Consider the following 13,171-nt stretch of genomic DNA (forward strand, 5'->3'; position numbering starts at 1 on the left):
GATAACAGTGGCTAAAAATCTCCCACGCGGTGAGGGGGCTTTAGCGATGTTTGGATGTGATCACAGGTGTTTGGAGGATAGAAGTTTGGGAGTGATCGGCCGCGATTCATTAATCCTGCTTGGCATTATTGTTAGCGGTCTGCGCCTCATCGCTGTCTTCCAACTCCAGTTCAATTTCCAGTGCGTAAAATTCGCCATCACGTGATTCAACCTCTAATTCAATTTGTTGGTTGAGTGCCAGTAACAGGAAATTGCTGAGGCTAATGGTTTCACCACTGTCGCCAGTGATGCGGGTATTTTCTGTGAGATAAATACGGCGGCCAAAGAGCACAAGATAATCCGCACCCAGTGCGCTTACAGTGCCTTCCAGCTCGCGTGTTTCGGCCTCTTCATCCTCCACTTCACGGCGCTCAATTTTGGTGGCGATAAAACCTTCTGCAGTTGAATAACCGCTAACTTCTACCAGATCACCGCGAGTGAGGCTGCTCAAATTGAATGGGCGCAGGTTAAATTGTTTGTCCTCATAGCGGGTTTGTTTGGTGGTAATAACGCGGGTGCCATCCACCTCCAGTGCGCCGCTGATAATGCCAGTGTTATTGCCGAGCGTAATGGCGGTCACTGTGCCGCTGATTTTGTTGTTGCTCGTCTGTTCAAATTCCACTTCGCTGGCAACCAACACGCCGCTGGCATTGATGCTACCTTCCACTTCTATTTTTACTCCCAGGCGTAAATCAGCCGGGCTGCCTTTTTCATAGCGGGTTTGATTGGTAGTCGTTGCGCTGACGCCGTCCACATCAAAGTCGGTGGCAGAAACAAAGCGGGTGATAAAACCTTCGATGTCGGCAGATGCAAAATCGCGGGCGAGGTTTTTATTCAAACCAATCACTGTGGATGCCTGTAACTGGTTGTCTTGCATGATGCCAATGGCAGCCACACGCGCGCCATTGATCAAACGCTCGCGGTTCAGGTTAATTAATTGGGCATTGGTATAAACCACTGTGGTGCCATTGACACTGAAACTGCTACTGGTGAGATTGGCAACTTGCCCGCTGATTTGCAGGTTGGTGCTGTTTGAGCGTTCAATGCGGGTAGCGCTGATGCTGCCGTCTGGCGCAATGGCACCGCTGACTAAAATAGTTTGCCCCACACTTAGCCCGGCAAGGGAAGCGGGTTTGATGCTGGCATCAAACACAGTGTTATTCGTTACCTGAATCGTTTTGCCCAACACAAGTATTTGTTTTTCCGCCGTTAATAACGCGGTGATTTCACCCACCACACTGGGGATAAATTCAATTTTTTGGGCGATGCTGCGGCCATTGTTGTTATTGCCGGTAACACTGACTTGATAGCCAACACGCAAGTCATTTTCACTGGCACGCTGGCCGTTGACCAAAATTTCTGCGGTGTTGGATTCGTATTTCACGCCGTTCACAATCACGCTGCCAAAACCATCAATGGTGCCGCTGGTATTACTGGCAACCGGTGCACCGCTGCCATCTATTCCGGCTGTTTGTGAGCCACCCGAGCCGCCACAGCTGGCCAGCAATAAAGCGACCGCCAAGGGGATGAGTGGGCGCGGTAAATTCAAAAAACCAATGATCATTGCTGCTCTCCGTCATCGCCGGTGTCACCTTGGCTGGCTTCGCCCGGGTTGGGGCCAGGGTTGGGTGCTTCCGGTTCAATGAGATTGCTAAATAAATAGGTGCCAACCCCCAAGCGCCAGTGCGGCGTTGCATCGGTCAGGTCGGCTTGTTCGTGTTGGCTAAGCCAGGCGTCGATGCGCTCTAAAAAGGCTTGGCCCTCTTGCTCTACAAACTGTTGAAATTCTGCTGCTGTAGCCAGCGGCATACGGCTGTTGCTGGCGCGCCGCTCAAATCGCAACGCCTGCTGCGCACGCAGTGGTGCCGGCGTGCGCGCTGTTGTTTTTTGCGGGTTCGCTTTGTAAATGTTGTGATGCAGGGTATTGCCAATATCCTGCAGCACGCTGCCTGCGCGCAGTAGCGCTGCAGGGTCAGATTGATCGGGCACAAAGTAGCGTTTGGTTGCCATCACTTTGTCATCGGCCAGGGTTTCGACCACACCCACGCGTTTTAATTCTTTGAGTAGGGCGCTGGCTGGAAAATCGCCTCCGTAGCGGCGTACCAATTGCGAAAAACTCTGCTGTTCGCCGTCGATGGCCAATGCTTTGGGCTGTTGTTCCGGGGTACAAAATTCCGGGTCCTGATGCCAGGCGGAGAGCAGCCTTGTCAGGCGATCCTGATGCTGCTGGCTCTGTTCGCTTTCTTGATTGTCTTGCATGGCCTCTTTAATGCGCGCGACTTCCTTGCGGTCGATGCCGGTGAGCATGGCAACGCGGGAGAGGTTGGTGTCGCGCCCGCGAATACCAAATTCATCGGTGGCAACTTGTACGTAGAGTTGTTTGCAGATGAGCGCCAGATCTTTGTGAGTCACACCGTTGCGCAGCAGTATCCCGATGATCGGCTCCATCAGTTGCCGACACGCGGAGAGGGCTGTGTCTTTCGGTGTAGTCATAATCTGATCGCGAATAAATGTTTAGGTGTTGATGGTGTGTAACATCAGGGCTGCGAAATCTACCAGAATCAGATGGAAAAAACCCTCTGCGCCGCAGGTGCAAACGCAGAGGGAAAGGTGTAGCCGTTAAGTATCTGAATTAATTACTTAAGCTGCTGGAACTGGATGTTTCACCATCGTCGTCCCCGCTGCTGCTCTCACTGCTCTCACTGTTCTCACTGCTTTCAGATGCCTGGCTACTGGAACTACTGCTTTCGCTTTCACTGGCTTCACTGCTGGAAGAGGCTTGGCTGCTCGATGAACTGCTGCTCGAGCTGCTAGTTTCATTGTCATCGTGATTGTCGTCGTCATTGCCATCATCATCATCATCTTCGTCTTCCAACTCGATTCTGATTGCCGTTGCTACACCGTTTTGGGTCAGTGCGCGCACTTCTACTTCGCGACCCAGGGCGGCAGCCAGGAACAGATCCATATTTCTAAAACCCTCAATGCGGGTCAGCGGCGAAATTTGGATAACTTGCCCTTCTACGGTGATGGAGTTCAAACCCACGGCTTCCACCAGGCCTTCAATTTCCAGCTTCCAGTCATCGTTGCCAAAAGCGTGTGGATTGTGGCGCTCGATGCGGCTGGCGATGTGACGCTCCGCTGTGGTGGCAGTAGCGGCAATGGTGTACCCGCGCAGGTGCAGGGTGTCGCCAGTGCGCAAATCCTGAATATCAAAGAAGCGCACTTTTTCACGGCTGCGATCATTAAAGCTGGTGTCTTCCGTTACCTCAAACACCATACCGTTGACGACCAGGGTGTTGGCAGTCAAATCCACAGACTCTAACAAACCTTTGCTACTGATTTTGGCGCGGTAGTTGAGTTCAATTTCTTCTGCAACCAGATTTTGGTTGGCATCCAGTTGGGCTTCAATTTCTACCATTACACCGTCAACCAAATCTGCGGCAGTGCCATCCTCAAAGTCGGTATTGCCGTTGATCAGCACCAGAACACCGTTAATGGTAAAGCTCACCCCCGGGATCAAATCAGCAACCGGGCCACTCAGTTTGATCTCAAGGTCGTCATCGTCATCAAAATCATCGCTGCGTTTAAAGCCCAGATGGCTGGGGTGCAGGTTGCCGCGGGCGGTAAACACATCGCCGTTGTAATCGCCGGTAACACGCAGTTTAAGTCCATCCTCCAAAACGGCACCGCGCAGGGCGGCGAGGGTGGCATTGCTGTAATCCACCAGGGTGCCGTTGATAACAAAGGTTTTGTTCAGCGTGTCCAGCGCGCTGATAACCCCGGAGAGTTGGAAGCTGTCGTCGTCATCTTCCCAATCGATGCGGGTAGCGACCATCACACCTTCGCTATTCAGGTAGCTGCTGACTTCAATGATATCGCCCACCTTGAGTTGGCTTGCGGTCATGTCGTCGTCATAGAAAGTATCTGCTGTCAGCAGTATGGTTTGGCCGAGGGCTACCAGTACACCCGCGTCCAGGTCGATGCTGGTGATTGGGCCAACCAATTGGGTTTCACCTTCCAGTTTGGTCGCCTTGCCGGTTTTGCCATCGGCATTGAGGGTGCCGGTGATACGCACTATCTGGCCCACTTTCAGGTCTGACTCAACCAGCGATTTACCGTCCACATCGATAGCGGCGCTGCCCACGTCGTAGTGCACGCCGTTAACAATCACACTGCCAAAGCCAGTCACCATACCTTGGGTAACTTCTGTTTTAGCGGCTGCCGGTGCGCTGCTGCTGCCGTTGTTCGCTGCGGGCGTGCTGCTATCACCACCACCGCCGCCACCGCAGGCAGCGAGCAATAGGCTGATCATCAAGGGAGAGAGTTTTGTGTATTTCATGGTTGATACCTCGTTAATAGATGCCTGTTGGATCAGTTAATTTCCATATTTGGTATATTATTTACCAATTATGGAAATTAATGTGAGGAAAGTCAAAATTTAATAGATTCAGTGACATTTATTGCCGGCCAGAAACGACAACACCCGCCGGGTTGGGGCGGGTGTTGCGAGTGGTATTGGTTGGAGTGGCGCGAGGGGTTACTGGGCGATACGCAGCAAAAACAGTCTTGGCCAGAGTTTGCCGGTTATCCAAAAGCCCTGTTGCTGTTCGTCCCAAGCTATGCCGTTGAGTACCTGTTCGCTGTTGGTCAGTGCCAGTGATTGTTTGAGTGCTTGCAGGTTAAGCTCGCCCAGCACTTTGCCGTTGGCGGGATCGATTTTCAGGACGCGATCCTGATACCAGACGTTAGCCCAAATAAATCCCTGCGCGTATTCGAGTTCATTGAGTTGGTTGACCGGTTTGCCATCGTCAGTAATGTGTAATTCGCGGGCGATGGAAAAGTCCTCGGCGCGGTGGAAAAACAGCCGGTCGCTGCCATCGCTGCGGATCAGTTGTTTACCATCTGTCGTCAACCCCCAGCCTTCGCCTTGATAACTAAATTGCTGCTGCAGGGTGAAGTTTGTTTTGTCATACACCAGCAGGGTTTGCTCCTTCCAGGTGAGCAGGTAGAGCTGGTTGTTTAGCAGTGTCAAACCCTCGGCAAAATACTGGGGGGGAAGGGCAGTTTTGCGCGTAAAGGGCGCAGAGATTTTGGCCCAGGTACTGCCTTGGGGTTCAGCAACAGGGTAGCTCACCAGTAGCGATTTACCGTAAAGCCCGCTGCTTTCATAAAACTGGTTGCCATCCACCAACAGGCCTTGGGTAAATAAGCTGGTTTTGTGGCTGCGCTCGGCAATTACTTCAAATTCCAGGCTGGGCGCAGCAAGGCTGCTGGTCGCTATGCAGAGCAGGCTGGTGCACAATAGTGCGCAGAACATTTTTTTTAAGATCAGTTTTTTTAAAATCAGTGTGTTCACGTTTAATTATCGCTGGCTGTTTACAAGGGTTTCAATCATGAAGCGTTTGCGCTCGTTTGTCAGTATTACGCTGCTGGGTGGTTTTATGGTGATACTGCCTATCGCCATTTTTATTTGGTTGGTGGAATGGCTGTTAGGCGCGGTGCGCGATTTAATTCAACCACTCAGTCATTGGCTGGTGGAGCAAACCGCATTTACCAATTATGCAGCCGATGTGCTGGGGGTGTTATTGCTGCTCAGCGGTTGTTTTGTGATTGGTTTATTTATCAAAACCAATGTGGGTGGTTGGCTGCATGATGTGATGGATGAATGGCTGACACGCCTTGCCCCTGGTTATAAAACTATCCGCGAGGTGGTGTCGCAATTATTGGGTGGGGAGGGCAATACCTCGCTGCTCAAGGGGGATGTCTGCCGCGCCTATATTATGGGGCGCGCTGCGGGTGTATCAGTGACCGCTATTATCACCGCCAAACACGCCAATGGTGATGTCACGGTTTATGCGCCCACCGCTCCCATTCCTACCTCGGGGTTTGTGTATCACCTATCCAGTGACTGTGTGGATTTGCTGCCGCATGTGAGCGTGGAGGCCGCCATGCGCACGGTGATTGCCTGCGGTAGCGGCTCCCACATCATTTCCGAAATCCCGCCAAACCGTTAACAGTCCTACGTAATCATATCGCTGATTGCAGTTAGGTCTTTTTCTTCGGTGTTTTTGTTTTTGCAGGTGCCTTGGCAGGTTTGGGGGATTCGCTTTTTTCTGGCGCGGCGGTTTTGCTGGCTTTAGCGGGTTTATCGCCGCGGGTGGAAATCAGGGAGACATCCACCGAGGGCAAACGCACTTCTTCGCCGCGCTCGCGGCTCTCTACATAATGCAGCGCATCTTTCACTGCTTGGGAAACCTTGTTGGCAATTTCTACCATGTCTTGTGGGGACATAAAAAAGGTCATATCCACATCGTGGCGAATGTAGCGCGGCGGTAAACGGTTTAAAGCAACACAGGCAACATCTGCCAGAAAATCCCGGTCGCCTTGCTGAACCCGCTCACTCTGGTCGTATACCTCCTGCACCACTAAACGCTCGTAGTAGTTGTGCAGGAAATCCACTTCATCTTCCAAAATATAAGGGCGGCTGGTTAGCATGGTGTTACCTCTCTTGTTGGGATGTTTGAGAGTATAGACTCTGATCCAGCGGGCGCCTGACTCACTTATTCTTAATCAGTTTCCGAATCAGGAAGCGCGCCGGATTCAGGGCATTCGCCAGGTCGCGCGGCATGGGTGGGATTTCGTTATTGATGTGCGCGGCAAGGAGTTCTGCACACAGTGGTGTATAGGCCAAACCGCGTGAACCATGGCCGATGTTGATGAATAACCCGGGGTGATAACAACCCGGCAAATGCACCGGAGCACGCGCATTTTTGCGCAGGGCGGCAAACCTTTCCTGCATGGCATTAGCGTCAGCCACCGGGCCAACCAGCGGTAAATAATCCGGCAGGCTGCAGCGAAAGGCGACGCGACCCTGTAACTGATCTGCCGCCAATGGTTGCCAATCCCCGTAAATACTCGCCAACGGCCTGTGCAGGTTATCCAGATTGGTTTGATGGTCTGCCGCGCGCAACCGGGTGTCTTCATCGTGCAAATTAAACGTGGCGCCTGTGCAGTGCAGGTTTTGCTCTGCGGGGGCTATATATCCTTCGCTGCAAATAACTGTCGCCAGTGCTTGGCTTGCCGTGGTGGCAGGCAGGTAAGTGATTTGCCCGCGAATGGATTTAATCGGCAAATCCTGCGTTTGCGCAAACACCCTGGCATCGCGCGCATTGGCGATAATGGCAATGGCGGCTTGGGCGATTAGCTCACCTTCGGCAGTGCAAACTTGCCACTGGTCTTGCTCGCGCTCCAGTTGCATGACCTGTGTGTGATTGATTACCTGGATAGCAGGGTGATCCACCAGTTGCTCGCACAAACGGCGCGGATTAATCCAGCCGGCTTGGGGGAAATACAAACCGGCGTGTTGCAGCGGTACACGCGCAATCTCACTCGCTTGCTCAGCGGACACGAACTCCACCAGCGGGCTGGCGTGCACAAAACGTGCGCGCAAGTGCTCATGCAATTGCTGTTCAGATTCCGTGTGTGCGAGCTGCAGCACACCGCAGCGCGCGCCAATGGTTGGCCAGCGCAATTGATAAAACCCCTGCGCAAATTGCAGTGCACTTAAATTAAATTCGGCTTGGGCTTCCTGTTTGTGCGAGAGCTTGGCGTAGAGCACACCCTGCGGGTTGCCAGACGCTTCCTGCGCGAGCTGTGTGTGTCGCTCAACCAGTGTGACTTGCCAACCGCGTTCAGCCAGTGCGCGGGCGCTGGTACAGCCGGCCAAACCACCGCCGATAATCACTGCGGTTTTGCGCGCAGGTATTTGGTATTCGTAAATCGTCCAGGGCACCGGAAAAGGCGAGTAACTGCGCATCAGCGCCAATTCGGAAACGGGTGTAACAAATGCCTGGGTTTGCTCGGCTTTTAGCATCTCCCGCTTGCGCCCAAACCCCGGTACTTTTTGGATGGTAAAGCCGGCGAGTTTTAAACCTTGTTTCACTATGCCCGCGGCGCTGAAGGTAGCGGCGGTTGTACCCGGTTTGCTGAGTTGGGCGATGGCGATAAATAACTCATCGCTCCACATTTGTGGATTTTTACTGGGGGCAAAACCATCCAGAAACCAGGCGTCTACTTTGGCGCTCCGGTCGGCAAATAGTGGGTGGGTGCTGGCGAGTAATTGTTTAAAACCAAGGGCAGCATCGTTAATCACCAGGGTGAGGTTAATGCGCCCGCCCATAAACTTCAGGCGATGAATGCCGGTGCCAACAAATACCGGGTACGCGGCGATAAGTTGCGCCGCCAGATCTGCAAGGCTTGGCCAGAGTGCAAGTGCGCGCTGCAAATCCTGTTTATTAAGGGGGAATTTTTCCACCGTCACAAAATGCAATTGCGCCGTTTCCGGTGCGGTTTGCAGCCACAATTCCCAGGCTGCTAAAAAATTCAAGCCAGAGCCAAAACCGGTTTCGGCAATGGTGAATTTGTCATCTGCTGCCAGTGTTTGCCAGCGCTCTGGTAGGTGGTTGTGTTGCAGGAATACGTGGCGGGTTTCTTCAAGGCCATTGGCGCGCGAGAAATACACATCGCCGAATTCGCTGGACAGTGGCTGGCCTTGTTCATCCCACTCCAGTTGGGCGTGATGGATGGGTTCACTCACAGGCCAAACTCGCGCACTATTTGGTTGCACCAAGCGTTGATGCGCGCTTCACTCAAATGAAATTCATTTTCCTCATCCAGCGCCAGGCCCACAAAATAATTGCCGTCGGGCGTGAGCGCTTTGGAGCCTTCAAATTCGTAACCGGCGCGCGGCCAATAACCGCAGGGTGTTGCACCGCGATGCACTAGTTTGCTGTGCAAATAACCCATGGCATCCAAAAACCATTCGGGGTAACCCACCTGATCGCCCAAGCCGTAGATGGCAATTTTTTTCCCGGAAAAATCCAGCTCATCCAGCTCGTCCCAAATTTCTTCCCAATGCTCCTGCAATTCGCCGTAGTCCCAGGTGGGAATACCAAAAATCAGGTAATCGTAAAATTGGGTTTGCACTATGGGGGTGTCGGCGATGTTAAAAAAATCCACGCAGTCTTCCGCTTGCAATTGTTGCAAAACCTTGCGGATTTTTTCGCCTGCCATTTCGGTGTAGCAGGTGGAGCTGCCGTAAAACAGGCCGATGGTTTTGGGTTCACTCATAAAAATTCTTTACCGGCGGAATCGCACGTGACAGTTTCAAACAACAAATTCCAATAACAATTAAAGCAGGCTGGCCCAGTGTTTGACCCAGGCGCGTGCGAGTGTAGCCGCATCATCGCCGCTGCTGGCATCCAACACCAGTGGTTCGCCAATACGCTGCGCCCCTAAATCCTCAAACGCAGCAGCCAACATCACCCCCGCTTCATTAAATGTGGTGTAACAGCTATCGGCGAGGTTAATCACACCAAAGCGGCGGCCACTGATACGCGGATAGTCGCGGGTCAGATGTAAATAGAGTGGTTGGATATTGTCCGGCAGTTCGCCAGAGCCAGTATTGGAATGGCATAACAAAATAATTTCGCTGGGGTCGCGCGCTAAATCTTCGGCGCGGGCATAGGTATTAAGGCTGACCTCATGGCCCAGTGCGCGCAGTTCATCGGCCACTAATTCGCCCACTTGTTCAGCACCGCCGTAAACGCTGCCAATAAATATCTGGATTTTGCTCATCGAATCCTCGCGACTATTAATTGATCATTAAAAATTATTGCGCGCCAGCATAACCTAACTGCCGCCAGGCTTCATAAACCATTACGGCTACCGCGTTGGATAAGTTCATGCTTCTACTATTAGCGGCCATCGGAATGCGCAATACCTGAGCGCTCGGCAGCGATTCGCGAATTTCCGCTGGTAAACCGCGCGATTCAGGGCCGAACAATAAATAGTCACCCGCCTGGAATTGTGCATCACTGTGGCAGTGGGTGCCCTTGGTGCTCAGGGCAAAAATGCGTGTGGGTTGTTGTTGATCGAGAAAGGCTTGCCAGTGTTTATGGATCTGCACATCCTGGGTTTCGGCGTAGTCCATACCTGCACGGGTTACGCTTTTTTCATCCAATTTAAAGCCCAAGGGTTCGATTAAATGCAGCTGGCAACCAGTGTTAGCTGCAAGGCGAATAATGTTGCCGGTATTGGGGGGAATTTCTGGCTCAAAAAGAACTATGTGCAGCATTTGGCGTTTTCTACCTTTATAGTCTATGTTCTCTGTTAAACGTTATGTTTTTGGCGCTGATTATAAACAAGAGTTATTAACTACCAGCGTTTGGCTTTGTTGTTAACAGCCTGCGTGACAGCCGACATTGTAATGAAAGTGCGGTTTCAAAAGGATTTTTTAGCATCAGTGAACTGGCGCTACAAAAGCGTCAGAGTGAAAAATCTGGCATCGAGAACTCCGATTTGAAGTCGATTGTAGAAAAAATAAACACCTTGTTGCCCGGCGGCAAGCGTGCCAATCAAACGCTGGGTGTTGAGTTCAGCACCGAGGGTGTCGCTATAGCGCAAGTTCAGCGCCACGCTTCACAACAGCCTTTATTAACCCACTGCGAATTTATTCCCGCGGAACCCGGTGTAAACCCGGCAGAACAGTTGCGTGCGCGTTTATTTAAATTGGGTGCGCAAACAGTGCCAGCCAACCTGGTGATGAGTGCCGGCAGCTATCAACTGATTTTGGGCGAAGCCCCTAAAGTGCCCGCTGAAGAATTGGCTGAAGCCTTGCGCTGGCGGGTAAAAGATTTGGTGCAGTTCCCCATGGCCGATGCTGTCGTGGATGGTTTTTTACTGCCCGAAGACAGCGCGCGCGGCACCAGCCGTATGGCGTATGCGGTCATTGCACAGCGCTCAATTATTGAGCAGCAAGTGGCCAACGCAAAAATCGCCGGTTTGAATTTAAAAAATATCGATATCCCCGAATTAGTGTTGCGCAATCTGGCGGAGACTTGTTGCGATACCAAACGCGGTATAGCGCTGGTAAAACTGCAGCAAGGTGGAGGCAGTTTGCATATTTTTCGCGAGGGAAATTTGTATCTCTCCCGTCAATTTTCCCTGGCTTATAACGCCGGTTTATTGGACGACTTACCGGCAGAGGCTCTGGTATTGGAGCTGCAGCGCTCGCTGGATTATTTTGAGCGGCAAATGCGCCAAGTACCGCCCAGCCACATTTATTTGTGTGGAGAAAATGTCACTGCCGACAAACTCACCCCCGCCATTCAAAATTCCATGGCCGTTTCCATTCATTTGTTGGATCTGCATAACGGTTTGCAAATTTCCAGCGCAATTGCCGAACACAATCTCGCGCTTTGTTTAAACGCTATAGGTGCTGCCTTGCGTCAAGATCAAGTAGGGCAGGGCTGATATGCAACAGATCAATTTATACCTGCCTGAATTTCAACCCAATCGTGAGCCTATGCGCAGTATTCATATGCTCTGGGGCTTGGTGTTATTTTTGGTGTTATTGGTAGTGTTTAGCTTTTACACAGTTAATACCAATAAACAAAAAACATTGATGCTGGAAACTAGTCGGCAACAGTTGGAGGCAACCAAATCCCGTTTAACACAATTGGAGCAGCAGCGGCCCCAACAAAATCTGGCACAGCTTGATACTGACATTGTTCGTTTGCAAAACGAGTTGCAGCGGCGCCAACAAATTCTGGGGGTGATTGCCGATAAAAAATTAGGCAACAACACCGGCTACTCTGCCCATTTATACGCTCTGGGTGAGCAAGCGTTGGACAGCATCAGCTTGCAAGCATTTTCCTTGCTGCAGGGCGGTGCTTATGTTGAGTTTGCCGGCAAAACCCTGGCGGCAGATCAGGTTCCTTTTTACATCCAACGGTTGCGCACCCAACCTGCGTTTGCCGAAGCGTCCTTTGGGGTGTTGCGCATTACACCTGCAGCGTCTGGTGGAGCTTTTGATTTTTTTGTCGCCAGGGATAACCCGCGCAACTCTGCCGCTGTAGGAAAAACAGCGGTGCAAATGCTGCTGCAGCTCAATGAGCAAGCAGCGACATCCACCGCAAGGGGGAACAACTAATGCCAGCGGCGCTACAAAAATTAATGGAGCAGATTGATGCTCGTGTGCTGCGCGAGCGTGTGCTGATTTTTCTCACCCTGCTGGCGGTGGTGTTTTTAATCTGGCAATTGTTGGTGCAATCCGCGATTGATAAAACCAGTAAATCACTGGAAGCCGAGCGCGCGAAAATCACCAAAGAGCAGCAAGACCTGGAAACAAAAATCACTACGCTCAGCATGGCTATGGCGAGCGACCCCGCAATCGCAAAACGCAAAGATATAGACAAGTTGCGCGCAGACATTAGCGACGTAGAAGGGCGCCTTGCGGGATTATCGCAAGGCTTAATCAGTGCCGAGCAATTGCCCAAAGTCCTGCAGGATGTACTCGCGCGCACCGCCAATATTCAACTCAGGGAAGTGCGCACCCTGCCAGTCATGGAGTTGCAGTTAGATCCACAAACGGTTGCGGGGCAAACCAACAAAGCCGGCGCGCAATCCGCCAGTTCTGCTACTAACCAAACACCGGTGGCAGGCACCGGCGTTTACAAACACAGTGTGATTATTCGGGTGAGCGGCAGTTATCTGGAACTGCTTAATCTGTTGCGCGCGATTGAAGCCTTGGAGTGGAAATTTTATTGGGAGTCGCTGGATTACACTGTTAAAAATTATCCGAATGCGGAAATTGATATTGAGGTATTTACGCTGAGTTCAGAGGAGGGCTTGTTTGGTGTGTAGATTGTTAGCAAAAGCCCCGGGCACAGTTTTATTGCCATCCGCTCCGGTTTTGCGGAGCTCACTATTTTCTGCGCTGCTATTAGTGGCTTGCACGGCACTAGTGCAGGCCGATGATAACTTGGCTGCAGCGGCGCCAAGTGAAACCCTGCGCGACCCAACCAAACCCTTGGGGCACAGAACAGTCCCCCAAGGCCAACACAATTCTGCGTACAACCTGAATTCCGTGCTGATCAGCGCGCAGCGCAAACAGGCCGTTATTAATGGTGTGACGCTGCGTGAAGGGCAGGTCATTCCCGATTCCGGCGGCGTGCTGGTAAAACGTATTTCGCCCCAAACCGTGGTGTTGCAACAGGGCGCCAAAACCTGGGCGCTTAAGCTTGCTCCCAGCGTTGTTATAAGACACTAATTGATTGCAAATTTGAGGCAG

The 13,171-nt window shown here is 51.9% G+C and carries 14 protein-coding genes; 5 read left to right on the forward strand and 9 right to left on the reverse strand.

Annotated features, from left to right (window positions below; genetic code table 11):
* Positions 1 to 109 precede the first annotated feature (109 nt).
* The 4 genes from ACFODX_RS06065 to ACFODX_RS06080 all read right to left on the reverse strand — a co-directional run bounded on the left by ACFODX_RS06065 (position 110) and on the right by ACFODX_RS06080 (position 5,395).
* Positions 110 to 1,603, reverse strand: a complete 1,494-nt coding sequence (locus ACFODX_RS06065) for a DUF5666 domain-containing protein (RefSeq protein WP_378117115.1) — start codon at positions 1,601 to 1,603, stop codon at positions 110 to 112.
* Positions 1,600 to 2,532, reverse strand: a complete 933-nt coding sequence (locus ACFODX_RS06070; protein ID WP_378117117.1) for a DUF6502 family protein — start codon at positions 2,530 to 2,532, stop codon at positions 1,600 to 1,602. Before ACFODX_RS06070 ends, ACFODX_RS06065 begins: the two co-directional genes overlap by 4 nt.
* 139 nt (positions 2,533 to 2,671) lie before the next feature.
* Positions 2,672 to 4,378 (reverse strand): DUF5666 domain-containing protein, encoded by a 1,707-nt coding sequence (locus tag ACFODX_RS06075; RefSeq protein ID WP_378117119.1) that lies wholly within the window; start codon positions 4,376 to 4,378, stop codon positions 2,672 to 2,674.
* Between the two features lie 198 nt (positions 4,379 to 4,576).
* On the reverse strand, positions 4,577 to 5,395 hold the full coding sequence (locus ACFODX_RS06080; protein WP_378117121.1) for a glutaminyl-peptide cyclotransferase: 819 nt from the start codon (positions 5,393 to 5,395) through the stop codon (positions 4,577 to 4,579).
* A gap of 37 nt (positions 5,396 to 5,432) precedes the next feature.
* Here ACFODX_RS06080 and ACFODX_RS06085 point away from each other — a divergent pair, with 37 nt between their 5' ends.
* Entirely contained in the window at positions 5,433 to 6,053 is a 621-nt protein-coding gene (locus ACFODX_RS06085; protein WP_378117123.1) for a DUF502 domain-containing protein, read from the forward strand.
* A gap of 31 nt (positions 6,054 to 6,084) precedes the next feature.
* On the opposite strand, the gene ACFODX_RS06090 is transcribed toward ACFODX_RS06085, so the two are convergent.
* From ACFODX_RS06090 to trmL, 5 genes are all read right to left on the reverse strand, one after another.
* Positions 6,085 to 6,534: a late competence development ComFB family protein gene (locus ACFODX_RS06090; protein WP_378117125.1), complete on the reverse strand. Its 450-nt coding sequence runs from the start codon at positions 6,532 to 6,534 to the stop codon at positions 6,085 to 6,087.
* 61 nt (positions 6,535 to 6,595) lie between these two features.
* The gene (gene mnmC / locus ACFODX_RS06095) at positions 6,596 to 8,635 is read right to left on the reverse strand and encodes a bifunctional tRNA (5-methylaminomethyl-2-thiouridine)(34)-methyltransferase MnmD/FAD-dependent 5-carboxymethylaminomethyl-2-thiouridine(34) oxidoreductase MnmC (protein ID WP_378117127.1); all 2,040 of its coding nucleotides are present in this window, start codon (positions 8,633 to 8,635) and stop codon (positions 6,596 to 6,598) included.
* The gene (gene fldB, locus ACFODX_RS06100) at positions 8,632 to 9,168 is read right to left on the reverse strand and encodes a flavodoxin FldB (RefSeq protein WP_378117129.1); all 537 of its coding nucleotides are present in this window, start codon (positions 9,166 to 9,168) and stop codon (positions 8,632 to 8,634) included. The genes mnmC and fldB overlap by 4 nt, the downstream gene beginning before the upstream one ends.
* A gap of 60 nt (positions 9,169 to 9,228) precedes the next feature.
* The gene (locus ACFODX_RS06105; RefSeq protein ID WP_378117131.1) at positions 9,229 to 9,675 is read right to left on the reverse strand and encodes a flavodoxin domain-containing protein; all 447 of its coding nucleotides are present in this window, start codon (positions 9,673 to 9,675) and stop codon (positions 9,229 to 9,231) included.
* 34 nt (positions 9,676 to 9,709) lie between these two features.
* On the reverse strand, positions 9,710 to 10,174 hold the full coding sequence (trmL, locus tag ACFODX_RS06110) for a tRNA (uridine(34)/cytosine(34)/5-carboxymethylaminomethyluridine(34)-2'-O)-methyltransferase TrmL (RefSeq protein ID WP_378117133.1): 465 nt from the start codon (positions 10,172 to 10,174) through the stop codon (positions 9,710 to 9,712).
* Between the two features lie 224 nt (positions 10,175 to 10,398).
* On the opposite strand from trmL, the gene ACFODX_RS06115 reads away from it, so the two are divergent.
* From ACFODX_RS06115 to ACFODX_RS06130, 4 genes are read left to right on the forward strand one after another with little or no spacing between them, the layout of a single operon-like run.
* Positions 10,399 to 11,352, forward strand: a complete 954-nt coding sequence (locus tag ACFODX_RS06115; protein ID WP_378117135.1) for an MSHA biogenesis protein MshI — start codon at positions 10,399 to 10,401, stop codon at positions 11,350 to 11,352.
* Position 11,353: 1 nt separating this feature from the next.
* Positions 11,354 to 12,031, forward strand: coding sequence for an MSHA biogenesis protein MshI (locus ACFODX_RS06120; RefSeq protein ID WP_378117137.1), 678 nt, complete (start codon positions 11,354 to 11,356; stop codon positions 12,029 to 12,031).
* On the forward strand, positions 12,031 to 12,744 hold the full coding sequence (locus tag ACFODX_RS06125; protein WP_378117139.1) for an MSHA biogenesis protein MshJ: 714 nt from the start codon (positions 12,031 to 12,033) through the stop codon (positions 12,742 to 12,744). The genes ACFODX_RS06120 and ACFODX_RS06125 overlap by 1 nt, the downstream gene beginning before the upstream one ends.
* A 49-nt stretch (positions 12,745 to 12,793) precedes the next feature.
* Complete coding sequence (locus ACFODX_RS06130) at positions 12,794 to 13,150, forward strand: hypothetical protein (protein WP_378117141.1); 357 nt, start codon at positions 12,794 to 12,796, stop codon at positions 13,148 to 13,150.
* Positions 13,151 to 13,171: the final 21 nt, after the last annotated feature.

Origin of the sequence: Cellvibrio fontiphilus (genome assembly GCF_042646205.1) — a bacterium.
In the GTDB taxonomy this organism is placed as follows: Bacteria; Pseudomonadota; Gammaproteobacteria; order Pseudomonadales; family Cellvibrionaceae; genus Cellvibrio; species Cellvibrio fontiphilus_A.

Bases quoted from the DNA above. Each gene is read 5' to 3' on its own strand.
- ACFODX_RS06065 (WP_378117115.1), bottom strand. From the start codon at position 1,603: ATGATCATTGGTTTTTTGAATTTACCGCGCCCACTCATCCCCTTGGCG.
- ACFODX_RS06070 (WP_378117117.1), bottom strand. From the start codon at position 2,532: ATGACTACACCGAAAGACACAGCCCTCTCCGCGTGTCGGCAACTGATG.
- ACFODX_RS06075 (WP_378117119.1), bottom strand. From the start codon at position 4,378: ATGAAATACACAAAACTCTCTCCCTTGATGATCAGCCTATTGCTCGCT.
- ACFODX_RS06085 (WP_378117123.1), top strand. From the start codon at position 5,433: ATGAAGCGTTTGCGCTCGTTTGTCAGTATTACGCTGCTGGGTGGTTTT.
- ACFODX_RS06090 (WP_378117125.1), bottom strand. From the start codon at position 6,534: ATGCTAACCAGCCGCCCTTATATTTTGGAAGATGAAGTGGATTTCCTG.
- fldB (WP_378117129.1), bottom strand. From the start codon at position 9,168: ATGAGTGAACCCAAAACCATCGGCCTGTTTTACGGCAGCTCCACCTGC.
- ACFODX_RS06105 (WP_378117131.1), bottom strand. From the start codon at position 9,675: ATGAGCAAAATCCAGATATTTATTGGCAGCGTTTACGGCGGTGCTGAA.
- trmL (WP_378117133.1), bottom strand. From the start codon at position 10,174: ATGCTGCACATAGTTCTTTTTGAGCCAGAAATTCCCCCCAATACCGGC.
- ACFODX_RS06120 (WP_378117137.1), top strand. From the start codon at position 11,354: ATGCAACAGATCAATTTATACCTGCCTGAATTTCAACCCAATCGTGAG.
- ACFODX_RS06125 (WP_378117139.1), top strand. From the start codon at position 12,031: ATGCCAGCGGCGCTACAAAAATTAATGGAGCAGATTGATGCTCGTGTG.